Source organism: Paenibacillus sp. GM2 (assembly GCF_900069005.2).
GTDB lineage: Bacteria > Bacillota > Bacilli > Paenibacillales > Paenibacillaceae > Fontibacillus.
This window is the reverse complement of record NZ_LN831276.1, coordinates 67350-87213: the sequence shown is the minus strand read 5'-3', so window position 1 is coordinate 87213 and position 19864 is coordinate 67350. Positions and strand designations below refer to the sequence as shown.

Here is a 19864-nt window from a genome sequence, read left to right as displayed (position 1 = left end):
ATGATCGTGAAGCCCGCGGCTGAGATCGCGCGGGCCATTGGCGAGGCCGAGCGCTCGATCTCGCGCTCGGCCAGCTCATCCGCAAAGGAGCGGATGTAGCATGGCGCGCAAAGCGAGAATCACACGCGAGGCGGTGCTGCTGGCCGCGGTTCAAATCGCCGATGCGGAGGGCAGCGAGGCGGTGACCATCGCCGCTGTATCCAAAGCGCTCGGGATTAAGCCGCCATCGCTGTACAATCATATCGGCAGTCTCGATGAGCTGCGGACGATGGTAGCTGTCTACACGCTGCAGGATTTGTATGCGAAGCTGGCCGAGAAGATTCAAGGATTATCGGGCAAGGAGGCGGTTCTGGCCTTCTCACATGGCTTCATGAGTTATGCCAGAGAGCATCCGGGGCTGTACGAGACAGCGCAGATTCTACCTAACCTACGGGGGACGGAGCTTCAGCAGGCCAGTGAGCAGATCGTTCAGCTCAGCCTTGAGATGCTGGAGCCGTACGGATTACCGGAGGAACAGGGCATCCATGTCGTGCGGGGGCTCCGCAGTTTAATTCACGGATTTATTTCTCTGGAGCGGGCCTCAGGCTTTGGAATCCCGCTGGAGGTCAAGGACAGCTTCGAATATAATCTTCATTTATTGTTCGCCGGATTGGATGCACAAGTGAATAAAGGCTAGTTGACTTTGTTTTTGACTATATGCTACCGTAGGCATGAAACAGAGGTGATCAATGATGGCGAAGAAGAAAGCGCAGCAGCAGCCTGCAGCTAGATCTCAGGATAAACCGGCTACGCTGAAAGACCTGCTGAATGAAGATACACTCTCCAAATTGAAGGCGCAAGCTTCGGAATTGAAGCGGGAGGCAGAGCAGCGCCAGGAAGAAGAGCGAATTCAGGCCGAGGAAGTCAAGCGGGTTGAACGCAAGAAATTGGAGAATGATTTTGAATATTTACTGAATAAGAGTGAAATGGATTGGCATAAATACAAATAAAAAACACACATGGGCCATAATATGGAATAGTTATAGGAGTAAATGGTCTTTCATCATGAAAGGCACCGTGAGGTGCCTTTTCAGGCTGTTACCAGAAGTTGAGGAGGACAAGAGAAGAAGATGAGTAAATTTACCAGCGATTATATTATCACGATGGATGACATTATTCGGGAGGGTGATCCGATTCTCAGAACCGTAACCGAACCCGTTAGTATACCGCCGACCGAGGAGGACCGCGGGGAGATGGCGTCGATGATGCTGTTTCTGAAGAACAGCCAGGATCCGGAGCTGTCGAAGAAATACAAGCTGCGGGCCGGTGTCGGCCTGTCCGCCAATCAGATCGGTTTGAACAAACGAATGTTTGCGGCTCTGCTTACGGATGACGAGGGAAATGATCGCGAGGTCGCTCTTTTCAACCCGAAGATTGTGAGCACTTCTGTATCGATGGTTTATTTGCCGGAGAGCGAGGGCTGCTTATCGGTAGATCGGGCGGTTCAGGGCTTCGTACCGAGGTACGAGAAGGTCACGGTAAGAGCTTATAACGCGGAAGGCAAAGAGGTGAAGCTGCGCTTCAAAGGCTTCGATGCAATCGTAATGCAGCATGAATTAGATCATCTTAACGGTATTATGTTCTATGATCATATTAACAAAGAGAACCCGTTCAAACTGCCGGAAGGCGTTCCGATCGAGAGCCTATACTAAAATATACTTACCTTATACGTTGAAACCTGCATAATTGCAGGTTTTTTGATTTTCCAAGCCGATTGGTGAAATTGACCAACCGGACAATATAAAAGTTGATTTCAACCTTTTGAATCACAGTTACGTTACAGGTACAGAAACGATGGATGCACCGCGCGGGTCTGTCCAGTAGTGGTAGTTCAAAAAGTCCGCATTTGAGAAGAATACCCTTCGAGGCTAATTCAAGGTAGAGCGACCGTGATTCACGGGGCAGGTTTTCTTACAATACAGAATTTTGTCCACTCCGTTGATAACTTACAAATTCTAGATCTAACCCCGAAATCTTACGGAGAGCTTATTCGACGTCGAATTCTTGAATTTAGCGGGTCTAAGCAGATGCTTTTGAAGTTGGGTTTCCTCCGGAAACCTTTCACGTTCTCACAGGACATAAGCTCCTCAGCCCCCGGATTTATCAATCCTTGTTGGTGCTGAAGATCGGCCTTTTTGAACACACTTTCAATAACGTAAGGAATGAGGATGAATCCATGATACAAATCAATCATTTATCCAAAAAATACGGCGGAAGCTGGAAGGCATCGCGCGACATAAACAAAGACGCTGCGGCTCAAGTATCCAACCGTGGAAATTGGGCGCTGCACGATGTGAATTTAACGATTACAGAAGGTATGGTCGGATTGCTTGGGCCGAATGGGGCGGGCAAATCAACCCTGATGAGAATCTTATCAACACTGTCCACGCCTACGTCCGGAGAGGCGTTTATCAACGATGTGCCGCTGCAGAAAGCAGAGGATATTCGCAAAATGATCGGTTATTTGCCGCAGCAATTTCAGGTTTATCCCCAGCTGACCGGAACAGAATTTCTGGACTATGTCGCCGCGATGAAGGGGATTAGCGATAAAAGACAGCGTAAGGCGGAGATTGATAAGCTGTTGGAGCAGTTGAACCTCCAGGATAAAGCCCGGAAGAAGATCCGTACTTATTCCGGTGGGATGAAGCGCAGACTTGGCATTGCTCAAGCCCTGATCGGTTCACCGCAGGTGCTTATCGTTGACGAGCCGACGGCCGGTCTCGATCCGGAAGAACGGGTTCGCTTCCGCAATCTGCTTACGAGATTCAGCTTGGGACGTGTCGTATTGCTGTCAACGCATATTGTTGCGGATATTGAGAGCAATTGCCGTCAGATCGCCGTGCTCGACCAGGGGAGAGTGCGAATGTCAGGCGAACTGGCTGATTTGCAAGCCTTAGGACAAGGCAGAGTATGGGAAGGGGTATTAACTGAACAGGAGTATGCGATGCTGGACCCCTTGTCCGTAGTCTCGACGCGTCGGACGGAGGAAGGAATGCTCTGCAAGATCATTGCTGACAGTCCTAACGTAAATTCTCAAATGAAGCTGGTTAGCCCGACACTGGAGGACGGTTATTTGGCATTGCTTAGTAATGGGGAATTGGGGCAGAGAGGGGCTACTTCCGATGCATAAATGGCTGCGTCAATTCCGCTTTGAGCTGGACATGATTTTGCGCCGACCGTCTATACTGGCGCTGCCTCTCCTGTTTGGCGCCTTACTCTGGTGGAGTCTAAGCCGAATCAAACCTGCGGACCAATTGTTCTCAGAAGCCTACAGTTATTATTCGATGCTTCATACCATGACCCTGGGTCTTGTCATGCTGCTTGGCATCCTGACGATCCGTAGGGATGTTAGACGACCCTCCTATGAATGGAGCGCCGGATTACCGGTGTCATATGGAACGATTATTTCGGCGAAATATTTGGCTGCATTGCTTTATTTTACGAGCTTTACCGTGCTGGCTGGCGCAATTTATTATTGGTTCTCATCGCAGCAGGTCACATCTCAGATCACGATGCAATATACGATGTTCTTCACTGCGAACTTTGAAGTGTCTTATGCGGTCACTTTAGCACTGGCCATGCTGCTGGCGATTACCATTCCTAACCGAATCGTCTATTTAATTGGCTTCTGCGCATGGATGTTTGGCACCTTCTTTATGGAAATATTTATTTTGGAACGGTTCCGTCTGGATATGCTGCGTACTTTTCATCTAAGCCAATTGTTTGTTGGCAGCGGGAATTACACGGATACATGGGGGCTTGTTCTGGCCAGGGACGGGCTGCATAGTTCCCATCGGTTTGTCCTTGCCTTCACATTGATGCTGCTCATTGTCGGAGTGATGGTATTGCAGCAGCTCCGCCCAAGCAAGCATCGCAGGCGAACGTGGGTACTGGGCATTTGCTCGGTTATGCTCGCGGCAGCCCTATTTGTCCCTTATGCTATACTTTGGCAAGGACTAAATGCATTGGATAAGAGTAGATTGGCAGACCCATCATTATATAAATTGGAAAATATTCAGTATGACCAACTACCTGAGATATATGGAGTTAAGGATTACAATATTCACCTGCAGAAACTGAAGGATGATACTTTGCAAGCTGAGGTGACGATGAACCTGCCGGCCGAGGATTTGGTCGGGAAGAAGGAACTGCCTTTGACATTAAACCGTATGTTCCAGATTCGGCAAGTTAAAGTTAACGGTCAGGAGGCAGCGATAAAGCGACAAGGGGAGAAGCTGAGCCTTGAATTATCCCAGGTTGTGACTGGTCCGCTGACGATTGAGATGAGTTATGCCGGGAAGGTCATGGATTATTCGAAGACTTTCCATGGTACAGGGAGATATTATGCTTTTGTTAAGGGAGAGAATATATTCTTGCCCGGTTATCTTGCCTGGTATCCAATCCCGGGAGATCAGCCTATTTACCTGAAGGATCAAAATGGTATTGAACTGGGTACGACGTTTGCGATTATAAATTTCCCTAGATCGGATTTCAAACTGACACTCAGCGGTTTTGAGAGGCCGGTTTACACCAGTCTTAATGAGGTCACCCGTGAATCCGGTGAGCAGGTTTATTCCGGTGAGGTTCATGATGGCGTGACTCTATTCGGCGGCGAATTGGAGGAACTGGAGCAGGGTGCAACACCGCTGCATGTCGTGTATACTCCATACAACAAGGGATGGACGGAGCAGATCCTGCAAAGGATCAATGAATTGAACCAATACTTCAGCACATGGCTGCCTACCGATCTGGGGAAGGTTAAGCAACTGCTCTTTGTTCCATACCGGGATTACAATCATTCTGATATGGAAAACAATGCATATGTGCTGAACTACATTAGCATGGATCAGGAATACATGTCACAGATCATAGCCAACAGGATGCTGGTTGGTACAAGGCATGGCGACTACTTGATAGAAAATGTTCAGGACGATATCCGTATGCAGCTTCGGGCGCTCCTATGGTATGTGTATTATAAGGAGAATGGATTGCTCAATAATGAGAAAAATATCAACGGGTTTATGATAGCGGAGTTGTATGCGAGAGATTGGGCCAATGATAAGAAGGAACTCGGGATACAAATGCGAGAACAGGTTGATAAAGCTCTGAAGCTTGGTAAGAACGATCAGGTCAAAAAATTGCTTAAACACTTCTATGTCCAGGGATTGGAGATTCCGATTGAATCGGGTCAAGAAGCCTCCGGGTTGAATCAGAGCCATCCGATTCCTTATTCGGCATGGGAGGAGCAGTGGAAGAAGGTGATGGGCCAATGAAACTGGCGCTTAAACACTTCTGCCGCGCTTCCCGCTTTGACTGGAGATTGCATAAACAGCCTGCTGCCTTATTAGCGATTCTTCTGTTGATTTCCTATTTATTAGGGATTGTTACCGGTCAGCCTGATAAACCGCGGGCCGTGAATTACATTGCAGAGATGGGGATGTTCCCGCTAGTAATCATGTTTACGATTCTGATGTTCCAGCATGAAATCGGTGGCGGGGGGATGGAGATCATCTCCACCTATCCCGTATCGCTTCGGCTCATCGCCCTGCGCAAATGGTTGAATGCCGTATTTTTATCGCTGCCGGCCAGTCTGGTGTGGATGATCGTATATTTATACAAGAACGGAGCGATAAGTACGTATATGTACCCCTGGAACGGGGCAAAAGCTGTATTCCGTGCGGCAAGCCCACCGGAGCTGCTGATACAAGTCCTGCCGGCCTACTTGCTGCTGGCTTCGTTAACCATGGCAGGAATTATCGTCTTTCGCAGCATTTATGGCGGGCTCATCGCTGGGTTTGCGCTTTGGATATTAGATACAATAAGCGGCGGCAGTCTATTGTCATCTTTTACATTGTACACCGCCTATTTGCCGCAAAAGGCTTCCTTTCCGGTCAATCGGTTGGTTCTGCTACTGGCCTCAGCGCTGCTGCTGGCTGTAGCATTATGGCTAATCGGTTATCGGGAGAGATGGATCGGGAGGGAAGAAGAATAGGAGCGATAGGCAGAAGAGGGGGAAAGAAATGATATCCGATCAACAACTGGCACAGCAAATGGCCGAAGGAGATCAGGAAGCATTCGAGCTGCTGGTAACGCGCTATCATGGACCATTGCTTAGCTATGTTGCCCAGCAGCTTAAGGATCGGGGCAAGGCGGAGGACATCGTCCAAGAGACATTTATCCGCTTGATCCGGCATTTACAGAGATATGGTGAGCTGGAGCAGCTGCGCCCTTGGTTGTACAAGGTAGCTCTTAATTTATGCCGGGACTACTGGCGCACTGCTTCTTATCGCTCTGAGCAAACTGCGGCTCTTGAGCTGCCGGAGGAGGCGGATCCGTCTCCCAGTGCTGATGAGCTGTTGGAGAAGCAGGAGCAGGCCCAGGTGGTTGCCGAATCGCTGGAATGGCTGCCTGAGATCCAGCAAGAGGTTGTTCGCATGCGTTTCTTTCATGACCTTAAGCTGCAGGAGATATCCGAATTGATGGATATTCCGCTCAGTATAGTTAAATCGCACCTGTATGGCGCGCTGCGTAAATTAAAACGAATACTTGCCAAACGTGAAGAGATCCATGTAACGGAATATAGAGAACCAGAGAAAAAACAAGAAAGAGAGGTGCTTCAGCATGAGACCTTCCATTGACCAGGAATTGAAGCAACTGGAGCAGGAACTGTCCGAACCGCTTCGTCAAGCGGTTATGCCACCGCCATCCCCGGCGGAGACGGCGGCCCTGATTGCTGCGCTTCAACCGGAATTCGACGTATTAAGAGCTAGTCAGGCCAAGTCGCTACAGTTCAATACGCAGGTGGAAGAACCCTCCTTGTGGAGACTGCTGCGCAGCCAGTTCCTTATGAACTGGAAGACGCTCGTATTAACAGGATCAGCTGTGTTCTTGATGTTGATTTTGCTGGTGGATCCCAAACGCCCTCTGAGCAGCTTCATTTTTGCTGATATTGTACCGACCAGTCTGTTTCCTGTTATCACACCGCTTCTGCTTATTGCCTGCATGCTGTTCAGCTACCGTTCATGGAACCCGGGGATGCGGGCTGTCGAGAGCATAACCCCGTATCCACCGGCATTGGTGCTGTACAGCAGGATGCTAATGATTATGGGACTCATCCTTAGCTGGGCCCTGATCAGCTCGGCGATTGTGGGAATTCGGGTTACCGTAGCCGGGGAATATCATATCCCGTTCATTCCATTTCTACTGCAGTGGCTTGGAATCTCACTGCTGATCGGCGGGATTGCCATGTATGTGCTATTCCGCAGAGGTATGAGGATGGGGATCATTTGTGCCAGCACCGTATACGTGATGTGGTTCATATTTAATGAGTACTTCCGCTTCCATCAGTTCAAGGTAGAGCACGGATCTGTGCTGGACGGAATTATGCTGCTGATCGGAATAGTGCTGCTCGTTCGTTCCTATTACCGCAGTAGAATTATCCGCTCGGGCGCAGGCGGAGGCAACGGTGCATATGATTGCGATTGAAAGGCTGGAGCAGAAGGTAGGAGAATTTTCCCTTCGCATCCATGAACTGCGGATCGCCCGGGGTATTACTTTGCTCGTTGGCGCGAACGGAGCAGGGAAATCAACGCTGCTGGAACTGCTGGCAACGGTGCAGTTGCCCCGCGGCGGAAGCGTTCAATATGATGGGCGCTCCGCCCAGGAGGCTCTGCCTCTGCTGCGCAGTCAGATTGGCTATGTCCCCTCCGATATTGAATTGTATGAGGACATGACCGTGTATAAGCTGCTGAAGTATCTAGGAGAGCTCAAAGGGATGTATCACCTGGAACGGATCGAAGCTCTGCTTGAAGATTTCCGTCTGTCGGCTTACCGGAATACACGCATTAAGCGTTTGTCCGCAGGGATACAGCGGCGAATTGCCATTGCTCAGTCTTTACTGGCCTCACCGCAATTTCTCTTCCTGGATGAACCTTTGAACGGGATGGATTCCGCGGAGCGCAAGCTGGTGATCACTTATTTGAATAAATACGCGGAGGGACGAACTATTATTGCTGCGGTTCATGAGCTGGGTGAATGGGAGGCGGCCAGCGATCGACTGCTCTGGCTGGATCACGGTCAAGCCGGATTTTATGGAAATCAAGAGAAATGGCTATCCGATTTGCCGTATAAAGTATGGCAGGGCCGATTAACGAAGGATCAGTTCCAGTTCTATTTTACGTCAGATCGCAGCATCATAGAGTTTCGCGAGGTCGACCATGGGATGATGGTCCTGCGGGTTGTAGCTGCAGAAGCGCCGTTTCACGGCTGGAATGAAGTCTCCCCTACGATGGAGGACGCTTATTTCATTCGCAAATTCACGAGGAGCAGGTAAGCAGATAAAATAAATATTTTCATCAAAAAAACAAAGGGTGGCCGAGCTTCGGTGCCCTTTTTTTAATAATCCATATAAAATTTATCGGATTTATAGTTTTCAAATGAGAAATTATGTGAGAGAATATGAAAAACATTTTATGTGATTTTTTTAATTTCGTATTCAAAAAGGAGGAATTTCCATGTCTGATGAGCGTAAATTTGCACCTGAAACCTTAGCGATTCATGCCGGGCAAGAACTTGATCCAACGACCTATTCCCGGGCAGTACCTCTGTACCAAACTACTTCCTACGGGTTCCGTGATACGGAGCATGCCGCCAATTTGTTCGGTCTGAAGGAATTCGGCAATATCTATACCCGTATTATGAACCCGACGAATGATGTATTCGAGAAGCGTGTAGCTGAGCTAGAGGGCGGGATTGGCGCATTATCTACGGCGTCAGGCCAAGCGGCGATTACATTCTCGATTCTGAATATCGCCGGTGCCGGGGATGAGATTGTATCGTCTGCAACTCTATATGGCGGTACTTACAACCTGTTCTCAACTACATTAGCCAAGCTGGGCATCAAGGTGAAGTTCGTCGATGCTTCCAATCCTGAGAACTTCCGCGCGGCAATTACGGATAAGACCAAGGCGCTGTATGCCGAGACGCTGGGCAATCCGAAATGCGATGTGCTGGATATCGAAGCGGTTGCTGCCATCGCTCATGAGAATGGAATTCCATTAATCGTGGATAACACATTCCCAAGTCCGTATTTGCTCCGTCCTATCGATTTTGGTGCGGATATCGTAGTCCATTCGGCCACGAAGTTTATCGGTGGTCATGGTACCTCCATCGGGGGAGTTATCGTAGATAGCGGCAAATTCGACTGGAAAGCAAGCGGCAAGTTCCCGGGCCTGACTGAGCCGGACCCAAGCTACAACGGCATCGTCTATGCTGATGCACTTGGTCCTGCCGCCTATATTACCAAAGCGCGTGTCCAATTGCTGCGTGACCTTGGCGCATCCTTGTCTCCGTTCAATGCGTGGCTGCTGCTGCAAGGGTTGGAGACGCTGCATCTGCGCGTAGAGCGTCATAGCCAGAATGCACTGAAGGTAGCTCAATTCCTGGAAGATCATAACCAGGTGGAATGGGTCAGCTATCCGGGTCTGCCAAGCCATGAGTCCTATGAGCTGGCGAAGAAGTATTTGCCTAAGGGGCAAGGTGCGATTATGACCTTCGGAATCAAGGGCGGTATGGAAGCAGGCAAGAAGCTGATCGATAGTGTGAAGCTATTCTCTCACTTGGCCAATGTCGGCGATTCCAAGTCCCTGATCATCCATCCGGCAAGCACAACACATCTGCAGCTAACAGAGAAGGAACAGGCAGCGGCAGGCGTTACTCCTGGGCTTATCCGTCTATCGATCGGTACCGAGTCTATTGATGATATACTTTATGATTTGGAGCAGGCGATTGCTGCAAGCCAGAACTAATCTTAAATCATTCCGTAAAATAGCCGCTATCGGACTTTGCGATAGCGGCTTTGCTTGTGTCCCGAATACATGAGTCACTGTCCGTTTTCATAGATGTCAAAAAAGATGTGCATTGGATCACAATCTTGGCCTGGTTTACGGCCTACGATAGAGAGGAGGAGATATCCTACAATTTGCCGGATAGGAGTGGAAGCCATATGGAAAAAATCGCGTTGAAAGAACGTATTGAATATAGCAATGAGAAGTTTACGAAGAGGATCTTATTCAAGGAGCAGCAGAGCCTGATATTTGTACTGAACTTTATGCCTGGGCAGCAGCTTCCTGCCCATCGTCATCCAGGGGCGGTTGTGTATTTGACAGTTCTGCAAGGTGAAGGCGTTGTTACGACAGATGGACAGGATACGGCTGTCTCTATAGGCGATGTGGTTCGCTGCGAGGGGGAAGAAGTCTTTTCCTTCAGCTGCACGGGAACTGAGCCTACAAGCCTTTACGTCTTGCTTAGCTCGATTCCGGATGAGCGATACGCGCAAGAAGTATGATGTAAGGGATCTGGAATCACTAGTGTACAAATATACGACGAATATATAGGTTTTTAGAACGGGGATGCTGTGAGCATCTCCTTTTTTTATTTTTCCGCCTATAGTGACTCTATCTCCAGGGGCAGTCACTCCAAATAAGTACAATCAGGTAGGCTCAAAAATAGCGTATTTTAAAATTGACAGTAGTGTGAACAAACATAGTTGATATTGATAATCATTATCAATTAAATTATGATAGTTATGTTTTTAAATAAATGCTGAAAAGGGGAGCTTCGATGTCAGTCATTCATATCCGTGATCTTCATGAAGTGATGGAGATTCATTTTTCGGAAGTGCGCAAATATCATGGCAGCGCTGCTTTGATGGCTTTGGCTGTAGGTTTTAGAGTTCTGCAGGCAGCATTTGCTGAATTATATCGGGACAAAGTTCCGGATCGTGAGGATATATCGATCTTATCGGGGCATGGCGGACCAGGCTTTCGCGATGTATATGAATTTGTCACCCGGGCGGTGACGCGTCAAGCCTACAGGGTGGACACGAACTATCCGCGTGGGCAGTACGATCCCTATCGTTCCCAATCATACTCTTTTGTGATATCGAGTCATAAAGGGGCTGCGGTAGAAGTAACGCTTAAGGAAGATTTTCTTCCGCCTGTTTTTTATGAGTACCTGAAAAAAGGGCGCGAAGGGACGATGACTGAATCCGACGCTGAGGCAAACCGACAATTAAAAGAGCAATGTTGTGAGCGTGCGTTGGCGTTACCGCAGCATGAGCTGCTGTACATAAGGAGGCTCCAATGAACGCTGGTGATTTGAAGAATCCGACTGATCTACTGCTGCTGAATTCCGGGACGTATTTTAGTACTCAGACTGCGACCGCGCTTCGGCAGGACCTGGGGATCTCGGTGCTGGATATGTACAGTTTGCCGGACTATGATTTATCCGCTCACAAGTTCCTGGTTATCGATAACTATGTGGATCAGGAGCTGATGAACCAGCATAGCGGGCTAATTGGGGAATTTCTGGATCAAGGTAATATATTGGTGTTCAGCGGGAATTTGTTTCTTCCCTGGCTTCCTGGAGGCTCGTTATTTGTGCCCAAGACGATCCGGGATCATCGAGACTATACCGTTACTCTGACCGGGCTGCATTCTATTTTTGAAGGGGTGAATCCCGATGATCTGACCTATAACAAAGGGGTATCCGGATTTTTTGCCCGCGGACATCATCCGATTCCACCTCATGCGGAAGTGCTGCTGACCTTGCCCGGCGGCGAACCTATCACCTATATTGACCGGCATAGTACGAAGGGAACGATCCTAGTCCATTCCGGCAATAATTTGCTTGGCTATACGCATTCGAGGAATACGTCCGGCCGGATCGGTGCTCAACTTATTAAATGGCTATATGAAGAGTATGAGCAAATGACAACAAGGAGTTCAGAGATATGAGGAAAATAGCGGTGCTGTACAGCGGGAGTTCTCACCAATACCGCACGTTCAAATCATCTGCGTTTAGTCGTTATATACATCAAGTCATTTATTTGCCCGAACTGCCGCAAACCTCTTTGCAGGGAATCGATGTGTTGATCGTTCCTTCGCAGCTCAATCAGCCCCAGGTTACGAGTTTTCTGGAATACATCATAAAATTTGTGGAGGGCGGAGGCACGGTTGTTGCTTTAGGAGCCCAGTCGCAGGAATGGTTCCCCAATCATAACTGGGAGTTCAGACCAACCAACTTCTGGTGGTGGCTGGAGCCGGGCGCGAAGAGCGGGCTTGTTGTGACGAAGCCGGAGCATGATCTGTTCCGGTATATCAGCTTGGAGGACGCCACCTGGCATTATCATGGCGTGTTTTTTCCACCGCAAGGTGTTCAGACGCTAATTGCTGTTGAGAATGACGGGGCTATTCTATATATCGATAAAGAAAGCACGGCGGGGACGCTCATCATGACCACATTAGATCCGGAGTATCACTATGGATCATATTTCATGCCGGCAACAGAGCGGTTTTTGAGCGGATTTTTGCCCTGGCTGACGGAAGGGAAAATCTAATGAAATCATTTGGGGGAAATCATAGAATGTTATCTCGAATCAAGACTTCGGTCCTCTTAAGTATAGTATGTTTTGCTTTGGTATTATCTGCTTGCGGTAATAGTAACGACAGTACTGCGTCACCTTCAGGAAATAAGGGAGACTCAGCGTCTCAGACAGCGGCTTCCAAGCCGGAAGCCGAGGCGGGTCAGACGGAGCTTGTTCGCATCGCCTGGAGCGATAGCGGTTATCCGTCCCCGTTTGCCTTTTCTCCAACCGGCCCTGGCGGTTTTCTTCACAACTCTTTTCTGTTTGATACGCTAACCTGGAAGGATGCATCCGGAATTATTCCGTGGCTGGCCAAATCCTGGAGCATTTCCGAAGACGGATTATCCTATACCTTCAAGCTGGAGTCGGGTGTGAAATGGCATGATGGACAATCGTTCACCGCAGAAGATGTAGTATTCAGCTTCAATTATTACAAGACGCATCCGTTTAACTGGACGGGAGACATTGAACAAATCGAATCCGTTACAAAAATGGGAGAGGACAGCGTCGTCTTTAAACTGAAAAATAAGTATGCGCCATTCTTGAGCGATCTGGTAGGGATTGTCCCGATTATTCCAAAACATGTATGGGAGCATGTGGACAAGCCTGTTGAATATCGTGCTTCGGATGCGTTAGTAGGTACAGGACCTTATACTTTGAAGGAATATGACGAGAAATCCGGGCAATATTTGTTTGAGGCTAATCCGGATTATTTCAAGGGGAAAGTGAAAGTAAAGGAAATTCAGTATTTGAACGCGGCTAACAAAGCGCTTGCTTTGCAAAACGATGAAATCGACGGCGGTCTTACGATGAGTTATCCGGAAGTAGAAGATTTGCAGAAGCAAGGCTTCGAGTCGATCAAGAGTGAGCCAACAGGTAGCGCGCTGCGCATTACCTTTAACTTGGAGCATCCGCAGCTGGGCGATAAGCGTCTGCGTCAAGCGATCACCTACGCCCTGGATCGCTCAGAGATGGCCAGTAAACTAACCGGCGGCGAACCTATGGTGGGAAATGCGGGGATTATTCCACCTGACTCGCCTTGGTATAACCCGTCTGTGAAGCAATATGAATACAATCCGGACAAGGCCAATCAGATGCTTGATGAACTGGGCTATGCTAAAAATGCCGCAGGGATCCGAGAGACACTGAAGCTGAATGTCATGGTATCTTCTACTTCTCAAGAGGCGTTGATTATGCAAGAAATGCTTAAAAAGGTTGGAGTTCAACTTAATATTCAGCAGGTCGATCCAGCTGCCTTTACCGCGGCTATGGGTGAGAATAAATACGATATGGCGATTACCGGGCATATTGGACTGAGTGGAGATCCCGATTATTTGCGGCTGTGGTTCCTTGGAGAAGCCAGCAATGCCTATGCGGCACGGGGGAAAACCTGGAACAATAGCGATTTCCAAAAGCTGGCCATCGAGCAAATGCAGGAGCTGGATCCAGATAAACGGAAAGAACTGGTTGGGAAAATGCAGGATATCCTGGCGGATGAATTGCCGACTTTAGTGTTGTATCATCGACCGTTCTACTACATGTATAACCCTAAAGTATATAATGGCTGGTCGAACACGTACGGAGGCATCGCTGATGGAATCCCGCTATGGGACAATAAGGTGTTCTTGATCGATGCCAAGAAGTAAACATCTCTATACCTACCTGGGAGTGCTTTTATTTGTCCTTTTGCTTAATTTCTGGCTTCCCCGACTGCTGCCAGGGGGGCCGGCGGATTTCCTGACCGGAGGCTCCGAGGACGGCGCAATTTTCGTCTCGGAAGCGCAAAGAGCAGCAATGCTTGAATATTACCATCTTAACGATTCATTAGGGGAACAATTTCTCTCCTATATGAAAGGTATGGTTACGCTGGATTTTGGATTGTCTATCACGTATAAGGCACCCGTATTTGACGTGATTCTTGTCCGTTTGCCATGGACACTGACGATTGTTGGGGCGGCCACGATCCTGTCGATTTTGATTGGGATGCTCTCCGGGTTGATATCGGCGTGGCGGTATCCTGGGAAAATAGACCGGGGTTTATTTTTATCCATGCTGGGTTTTAGTGCTATTCCGGAATTTATTATTGGGATGGTATTGCTGATTTTGTTTGCAGTGAACTTGAAATGGCTTCCTCTAGGCGGGGCGGAGACGGCCTTCTTAAGATCGGACCAGTGGCTTGATCACGCATTGGATCTGGTCAAGCATATGATCTTGCCGGTCATTACGCTTACGATAAGCAGTCTGGCCAGTATGTACCTGCTTATGCGCAATGAAGCCATACGGATTCGTAATGAGCCGTTCATCGAGTTTGCCGCGGCCAAAGGAATCGGCGGACGAGCGGTGCTGATGCGTCACATTGCTCGTAATAGCGCGCTACCACTGTTGACCATGATTGCCATCCGCATCGGTGGTTTGCTTGCCGGGTCGGTGCTCGTTGAGACGGTATTTTCCTATCCGGGCATAGGCAAGCTGCTTCAGGAGGCTATATTAGCGAGGGATTACCCATTACTTCACGGATTGTTCTTAATGCTAACCGTGGTTGTGCTGTTACTGAATATGCTTGCCGAGCTGATCTACCCATATCTTGATCCTCGTATTCGTGTGGAACAGAGGGGGGAGCATTCATGAGATTAGCGCAAAAAATGGCCCTATGTGGTCTAGGCCTGTTTATTATGGCTGCGGTATTTGGTCCGTTAATCGCCCATGATTCGCCCTTCTCTATTGATGGGGAGAGATTGATGGCTCCTTCGGCCTCACACTGGCTTGGGACCAATACCATCGGACAGGATTTGTTTACCCAATTTGTATATGGAGCACGGACGACCTTGTTGATCGGTGCGATGGTCACTTTGATAAGCACATTCCTGAGTACCAGTTTGGGGCTGATTGCGGGTTATTCTTCGCGGATGGATACCGTTTTGAATGCTGCTGCCAATATGCTGATGGTGCTTCCTTCCTTGCTGCTGATTCTGATTGTGGCTTCCTTTACGGGCGGAGGAACCTGGCAGTTGATTCTCACCCTGGGCCTGCTGACCTGGCCGGGATATATGAAGCTTATACGAGCTTCAGTTCTGTCGCTTAAGGAACGGGAGTTCGTAAAGGCGGCACAGCTGTATCAAGGAGGAAGCTTGTATATAATACGCAAGCATCTGCTTCCTTTTATCTGGCCGCTTATTCGAACCAAGTTTATCGTGTCTTTCAAAACGGCGGTGGCGATGGAGGCCAGCTTGTCTTTTCTGGGAATCGGCAATCCGAATGTTCCCTCATGGGGGAAGATGCTGCAGCATGCTTTTTCACAAAGCGAGACATTCATGACGGCTTCATGGCAGTGGACGGTGCTCCCTCCGGCACTGGCAATTTTAGTCGTGACGATTGCGCTGGCCTTGCTTGGGGAATCTGGCCAAGTTAAGTCTGGGGCAGCTGAAGTATCGTTGCGCAAGAAAAAGAGCATCGTGTTGGCAAGCGTGGAAACTGACGGCGAGGTTGAAAGGACTGCGGCTATTGATGTTCAGAATTTGAGCGTCTGTTATGGCAAGCGTACCGTGATTCATTCGCTCTCCTTTGAGGTGGCGTCAGGGGAAGTCACGGCTTTGATCGGCGAATCCGGATCAGGAAAAACCACATTGGCCCGCACCTTATATGGGTTAATGCCCCCGGAAGCTGTAACAGGAGAAATTGCCATTGCCGGCAAACCTGTGTATCAGGAACAAGGGACAGCCTTGCAGCGTTGGCTGGATGCCGCTTTTATATTTCAAGACCCGAGATCCAGCTTCGATCCGCTATTAACCATAGGTGCTCAGTTTTACGAAACGATGCTGCTTCACAAGACGATGGAAGAAAAACGATGCGCAGCGGCCAGCGTTCTGCGTGAAGTTCATCTGGATGAGCAGGTCCTGAAGCAATATCCGCATGAATTGAGCGGCGGTATGCTAAGCCGCGCATTGATCGCGCTCGCTCTGGTGAATCACCCGAAGGTGTTAATCGCCGATGAACCCACAGGGGCGCTTGATCCGATTACGAAGCGTGAAGTGCTGGAACTGTTGTCCCGGAAAGTACGGGAACACCAGATGACCCTATTGTTCATTACGCATGATATCTCCGCAGCTCTTCATATGGCGGATGAGATTATACTGCTGCGAGAGGGGCGGATTGCGGATGAAAGGGAGAAGCTTCAATATACGGAGCGGTATGGACAATCCGGCAAACCATCCGGGCAGGAGCGGACTGTATGGGTAGAGGAGTGGTGAGATGCTGAATATTGTGCAGATCAGCAAAGAGTTTGGTCGAGGGGATCAAGCCCAGACAGCAGTGCAAAATGTCTCACTGACATTGCAAAAGAATGAGATTTTTGCTCTGGTCGGAGAGAGTGGGTCGGGGAAATCAACATTGGCTGAAATCGTGATCGGCCTGCACCAGCCCACTAGCGGTTCGATTGTCTGGCAGGAGGAAGCTTGTCTTAATTGGGGGAAGGGGCGGAGCAGGACGAGGAAAAGGATGTCCCCTTGGAAAGTACAGATGATCTTCCAAAACCCCGATCGCTCGTTAAATCCTTATTGGAAGGTTAAAGATATCGTCAGTGAACCGCTCGTACTTCAGCAAGTCTCGCGTGCAGAGGCAGGAATAATGGCTGCGGAACTATTGGAACGGGTTAAGCTTCCACTTTCTCTGATGGAGAAAAGCCCTTCTGAATGCTCCGGCGGTCAGAAACAGCGGATTGCGATTGCCAGGGCCTTAATGATGGCGCCAAGTTTGCTTATTGCCGATGAGATTACCTCCGCGCTCGATCCTTCTACCGAAGAGGAAATACTCAATCTGCTCCGGTCTCTGAAAGATGAACACCAGATGGCGATACTGTATATTACGCATCGGTTGGAGAGTATAAGCGGCTTTGCCGACCGGATGGCCGTGATGAAGGCGGGGACAATCGTTGAGGAGGGGACTGTTGAGCGGGTTCTCAGCAACTCGCAAAACACCTATACCCGGGATTTGATTAAGGCATGCTTTTATGTATAGCGTATGGAAAACCGGCCTTTTATGGGCCGGTTTTTTTGCGTCGGGTACAGGTTTCATCGTACCAAACGTATCCATACTTCACAGAAACAACGCAAAGTGCCATGGAAAATATTTCAACCCGTATTTACAAATGTTTAATAATGGTTTAAAATTAAAGAAAAGTTTCGTCAAGGAAAAATAATTGTACAACTGCAAAAATGATTATCATTCTCAATTACATGCTGCTCCGGGATCTTCCCGGAGCAGCATGTGCCATTTTAAGGGCATTAACAATAGTATTCATTCTCAATTAGCTTTTGATTTAAGGAGGAGAAAAACATGCAAGCCATACAAAAATCTAACTCTGCGGTTAGTTCTGCTAATCAGCCGACCCCGCACCAAAAGCCGCGCATGAATTTGATACATCTGCTTAAACACAAGGAAATGGTGTTTGCCATCAGCAGCGGGGCGCTGATGTTGCTGGCCTGGGGAATTGGAAACTGGTCACATGTGCTGTCGATCATTCTGTACATTGCTGCTTATGCCGTTGGAGGCTATATTAAGGCGCGGGAGGGAATAGAGACGCTTGTTAAGGAGCGCGACCTTGATGTGAATCTGCTGATGATCGCGGCTGCGCTTGGAGCGGCTTCCATCGGCTATTGGAACGAAGGGGCGATGCTCATCTTCATCTTTGCGCTTAGCGGTGCATTAGAGTCATTCGCAAGCGAGCGGAGCATGAAGGATATCTCGGCCTTGATCGCCTTAAGACCGGAGACCGCGCTAAAGGTGGATGGAGATGGCATCTCCATAGTAGCGGTTGGGGAACTGGTTGTGGGTGATCTGTTGCTAGTGAAGCCGGGGGAGGTAATTCCTGCGGATGGGGTCGTACAGAGCGGCGGCTCCTCCGTGAACCAATCAACGATCACAGGAGAATCGATTCCAGTGGATAAGGGGATGGGCGATGAGGTGTATGCGGGTACTCTAAACGGTCAGGGCGCATTGTATGTTGAAGTGACTAGCCCGGCAGAAGGCACTTTATTCTCGAAGATTATTGCGATGGTGGAGCAGGCCCAGCATGAAACTCCCGCTTCCCAGCGCTTTATCAAGAAGCTGGAAGGGATATACGCCAAATCGGTTGTAGCTATTACGATATTGCTGATTGTGTTCACTCCAATGATATTGGGGTGGACCTGGTCCCAGGCCTTCTATAAGGCGATGGTATTCCTTGTTGTCGCTTCCCCATGTGCGGTCGTCGCTTCTGTGATGCCCGCCACATTATCGGCGATGTCCAAGAGCGCCAGGAAGGGCGTTCTGTTCAAGGGGGCCGCGCATATGGATTTGCTTAGCGAAGCGAAGGTCGTTGCTTTTGATAAGACAGGAACATTAACCTCAGGCTCGCCAGAGGTCACGGACCTGGTCGTCTTGGAGGGCTATGACCGCTTGACCGTGCTGGCGGCATGTGCGGCGGCAGAGAGTCTGTCCCAGCATCCGCTTGCCCGTGCTATCGTACGCAAGGCCATGGATGAGGGGGTTGCGCTTAGAGCTGCAGACGAGCTTCAGGACTTGCCCGGCTGGGGGATCGAGGCTCTGGTTGAAGGCCATAAATGGAGGATCGGCAAGGCCGAAGCGGATGCGGAGGGGTTGCCAGCTGAGCTTCGTTATCAGATGCAAGCTTTAACGGAAACGGGGAATACGGTATCGATGGTTCAATGCGACGGGGAATATATTGCACTGATTGCCTTGCGCGATAATATCCGTCCGCAGGCGAAGGAGACAATCCGCAAGCTGCGGGAGCTGGGTATTGCCACCGCAATGTTAACCGGGGACCGGAGTGCAACCGCCCAAGCCATTGCCAATGAAGCCGGCGTTGATTATATCTCCGGTGATCTTTTGCCTCAAGATAAGGTATCTCATGTCTCCGAGCTTAGAAAAAAATATGGCCATGTCGTTATGGTTGGCGATGGAGTCAACGATGCCCCTGCGCTGGCTGCAGCTACAGTCGGGATCGCGATGGGGGGAGGAGGCAGCGGCGCAGCGCTGGAAATCGCAGACGTTGTGCTGATGAATGATAATCTTGAGCGCATTGCCGATACGTTCTCCCTGGCACGCCGCACCAAGCGGATTGTCAGACAAAATCTGGTGTTTGCGGCCTGTGTGATTCTTACCTTGGTCGTGAGCAATTTTGTGCAAGGTATCGCTCTTCCACTTGGCGTCGTGGGTCATGAGGGAAGTACGATTCTGGTTATTCTGAATGGGTTGCGTCTGCTGCGATAACAGGAGGGAGGACACAGGAAATGAACGCCATTCATCATTTCTTCATTTGAACTTCACTGAACCTGGCTGTTACGAACATTGACTTTCCCTAACCTTTAATAAGATAATGATGAATATATAGTAGTTTTGATGAGT

General features: G+C 49.2%; 19 protein-coding genes. All 19 read left to right on the top strand.

From position 1 onward, the window contains the following. Nucleotides 1–100 precede the first annotated feature (100 nt). The 19 genes from BN1360_RS02875 to BN1360_RS02785 all read left to right on the top strand — a co-directional run bounded on the left by BN1360_RS02875 (nucleotide 101) and on the right by BN1360_RS02785 (nucleotide 19729). The gene (locus BN1360_RS02875; protein WP_068778405.1) at nucleotides 101–676 is read left to right on the top strand and encodes a TetR/AcrR family transcriptional regulator; all 576 of its coding nucleotides are present in this window, start codon (nucleotides 101–103) and stop codon (nucleotides 674–676) included. A gap of 55 nt (nucleotides 677–731) precedes the next feature. After that, the gene (locus BN1360_RS02870) at nucleotides 732–989 is read left to right on the top strand and encodes a YqkE family protein (protein ID WP_082789911.1); all 258 of its coding nucleotides are present in this window, start codon (nucleotides 732–734) and stop codon (nucleotides 987–989) included. A gap of 120 nt (nucleotides 990–1109) precedes the next feature. Then, nucleotides 1110–1691, top strand: a complete 582-nt coding sequence (def, locus tag BN1360_RS02865; RefSeq protein WP_068778403.1) for a peptide deformylase — start codon at nucleotides 1110–1112, stop codon at nucleotides 1689–1691. Nucleotides 1692–2215: 524 nt separating this feature from the next. Next, nucleotides 2216–3169, top strand: a complete 954-nt coding sequence (locus BN1360_RS02860; protein WP_082789910.1) for an ABC transporter ATP-binding protein — start codon at nucleotides 2216–2218, stop codon at nucleotides 3167–3169. Further along, complete coding sequence (locus BN1360_RS02855; RefSeq protein WP_068778402.1) at nucleotides 3162–5312, top strand: ABC transporter permease/M1 family aminopeptidase; 2151 nt, start codon at nucleotides 3162–3164, stop codon at nucleotides 5310–5312. The genes BN1360_RS02860 and BN1360_RS02855 overlap by 8 nt, the downstream gene beginning before the upstream one ends. Further along, the gene (locus tag BN1360_RS02850) at nucleotides 5309–6031 is read left to right on the top strand and encodes a hypothetical protein (RefSeq protein WP_068778401.1); all 723 of its coding nucleotides are present in this window, start codon (nucleotides 5309–5311) and stop codon (nucleotides 6029–6031) included. The genes BN1360_RS02855 and BN1360_RS02850 overlap by 4 nt, the downstream gene beginning before the upstream one ends. A 28-nt stretch (nucleotides 6032–6059) precedes the next feature. Then, the gene (locus tag BN1360_RS02845) at nucleotides 6060–6677 is read left to right on the top strand and encodes an RNA polymerase sigma factor (RefSeq protein WP_069188274.1); all 618 of its coding nucleotides are present in this window, start codon (nucleotides 6060–6062) and stop codon (nucleotides 6675–6677) included. Then, nucleotides 6661–7524 carry a hypothetical protein gene (locus BN1360_RS02840; protein ID WP_068778400.1) on the top strand — a complete coding sequence of 288 codons (864 nt, stop codon included), beginning with the start codon at nucleotides 6661–6663 and terminating at the stop codon, nucleotides 7522–7524. The genes BN1360_RS02845 and BN1360_RS02840 overlap by 17 nt, the downstream gene beginning before the upstream one ends. Then, the gene (locus tag BN1360_RS02835) at nucleotides 7511–8371 is read left to right on the top strand and encodes an ATP-binding cassette domain-containing protein (protein WP_068778399.1); all 861 of its coding nucleotides are present in this window, start codon (nucleotides 7511–7513) and stop codon (nucleotides 8369–8371) included. The genes BN1360_RS02840 and BN1360_RS02835 overlap by 14 nt, the downstream gene beginning before the upstream one ends. A 181-nt stretch (nucleotides 8372–8552) precedes the next feature. Beyond that, nucleotides 8553–9845, top strand: coding sequence for a homocysteine synthase (locus BN1360_RS02830; protein ID WP_068778398.1), 1293 nt, complete (start codon nucleotides 8553–8555; stop codon nucleotides 9843–9845). A gap of 197 nt (nucleotides 9846–10042) precedes the next feature. Further along, nucleotides 10043–10384 carry a cupin domain-containing protein gene (locus tag BN1360_RS02825; RefSeq protein WP_068778397.1) on the top strand — a complete coding sequence of 114 codons (342 nt, stop codon included), beginning with the start codon at nucleotides 10043–10045 and terminating at the stop codon, nucleotides 10382–10384. A 275-nt stretch (nucleotides 10385–10659) separates the two neighbouring features. After that, on the top strand, nucleotides 10660–11184 hold the full coding sequence (locus BN1360_RS02820; protein WP_068778396.1) for a hypothetical protein: 525 nt from the start codon (nucleotides 10660–10662) through the stop codon (nucleotides 11182–11184). Then, on the top strand, nucleotides 11181–11834 hold the full coding sequence (locus tag BN1360_RS02815) for a phosphate starvation-inducible protein PhoH (RefSeq protein WP_068778395.1): 654 nt from the start codon (nucleotides 11181–11183) through the stop codon (nucleotides 11832–11834). The genes BN1360_RS02820 and BN1360_RS02815 overlap by 4 nt, the downstream gene beginning before the upstream one ends. Next, complete coding sequence (locus tag BN1360_RS02810) at nucleotides 11831–12436, top strand: hypothetical protein (RefSeq protein WP_068778394.1); 606 nt, start codon at nucleotides 11831–11833, stop codon at nucleotides 12434–12436. Before BN1360_RS02815 ends, BN1360_RS02810 begins: the two co-directional genes overlap by 4 nt. 26 nt (nucleotides 12437–12462) lie before the next feature. Then, entirely contained in the window at nucleotides 12463–14109 is a 1647-nt protein-coding gene (locus tag BN1360_RS02805; RefSeq protein WP_068778393.1) for an ABC transporter substrate-binding protein, read from the top strand. Next, nucleotides 14096–15091, top strand: coding sequence for an ABC transporter permease (locus tag BN1360_RS02800; RefSeq protein WP_068778392.1), 996 nt, complete (start codon nucleotides 14096–14098; stop codon nucleotides 15089–15091). The genes BN1360_RS02805 and BN1360_RS02800 overlap by 14 nt, the downstream gene beginning before the upstream one ends. Further along, nucleotides 15088–16710, top strand: a complete 1623-nt coding sequence (locus BN1360_RS02795) for an ATP-binding cassette domain-containing protein (RefSeq protein ID WP_069188273.1) — start codon at nucleotides 15088–15090, stop codon at nucleotides 16708–16710. The genes BN1360_RS02800 and BN1360_RS02795 overlap by 4 nt, the downstream gene beginning before the upstream one ends. A gap of 1 nt (nucleotide 16711) precedes the next feature. Further along, nucleotides 16712–17476: an ABC transporter ATP-binding protein gene (locus BN1360_RS02790; RefSeq protein WP_068778391.1), complete on the top strand. Its 765-nt coding sequence runs from the start codon at nucleotides 16712–16714 to the stop codon at nucleotides 17474–17476. Nucleotides 17477–17794: 318 nt separating this feature from the next. Further along, complete coding sequence (locus BN1360_RS02785; protein ID WP_068778390.1) at nucleotides 17795–19729, top strand: heavy metal translocating P-type ATPase; 1935 nt, start codon at nucleotides 17795–17797, stop codon at nucleotides 19727–19729. The last annotated feature ends 135 nt before the right edge of the window (nucleotides 19730–19864 follow it).